At 65.5% G+C, this 754-nt stretch carries 1 protein-coding gene; it reads left to right on the top strand.

Annotated elements, in window-relative coordinates; genetic code table 11:
- A partial coding sequence (locus KDD36_15180) for a DEAD/DEAH box helicase family protein (GenBank protein MCB0397991.1) occupies window positions 1-754 on the top strand: 754 nt, incomplete at both ends.

Here is a 754-nt window from a genome sequence, read left to right on the forward strand (position 1 = left end):
GCCCGATGTGGTCCTCTACGTCAACGGCATCGCCCTGGCCGTGCTGGAGCTGAAGCGCTCCACTGTCTCGGTCAGCGAAGGCATCCGCCAGAACCTGGACAACCAGAAGCGGACCTTCATCCGCCCGTTCTTCGCCACCGTCCAGCTTATCATGGCCGGCAACGACACCGAGGGGCTGCGCTACGCCGTCGTCGAGACGCCCGAGAAATACTACCTGACCTGGAAGGAAGAGGGCGACGACGGCAGCATCGCCAACCTGCTCGACCGCCACCTGATCCAGCTCTGCGCCAAGGTCCGCTTCCTCGAGATCATCCACGACTTCCTGGTCTTCGACGCCGGTGTCAAGAAGGTCTGCCGCCACAACCAGTACTTCGGCGTGCGCGCCGCGCAGGGGCGTATCCGCGAGCGTGAGGGCGGCATCATCTGGCACACCCAGGGCAGCGGCAAGAGCCTGACCATGGTCTGGCTGGCCAAGTGGCTGCGCGAGCACAACCCCGACGCCCGCCTCCTGATCATCACCGACCGCTCCGAGCTGGACGAACAGATCGAGAAGGTCTTCCTCGGCGTGGACGAGGCCATCTACCGCACCACCAGCGGCCAGGACCTGATCAACCGCCTCAACGCCACCACGCCTTGGCTGATCTGCTCCCTGATCCACAAGTTCCCCGGCAAGGACGAGGCCGACGTCGCCGGCTTCATGGACGAGGTGCGCCGCAGCCTGCCCCCCGGCTTCCAGGCCAAGGGCGACCTCTAC

It is taken from the genome of Flavobacteriales bacterium (assembly GCA_020435415.1).
In the GTDB taxonomy this organism is placed as follows: Bacteria; Bacteroidota; Bacteroidia; order JACJYZ01; family JACJYZ01; genus JACJYZ01.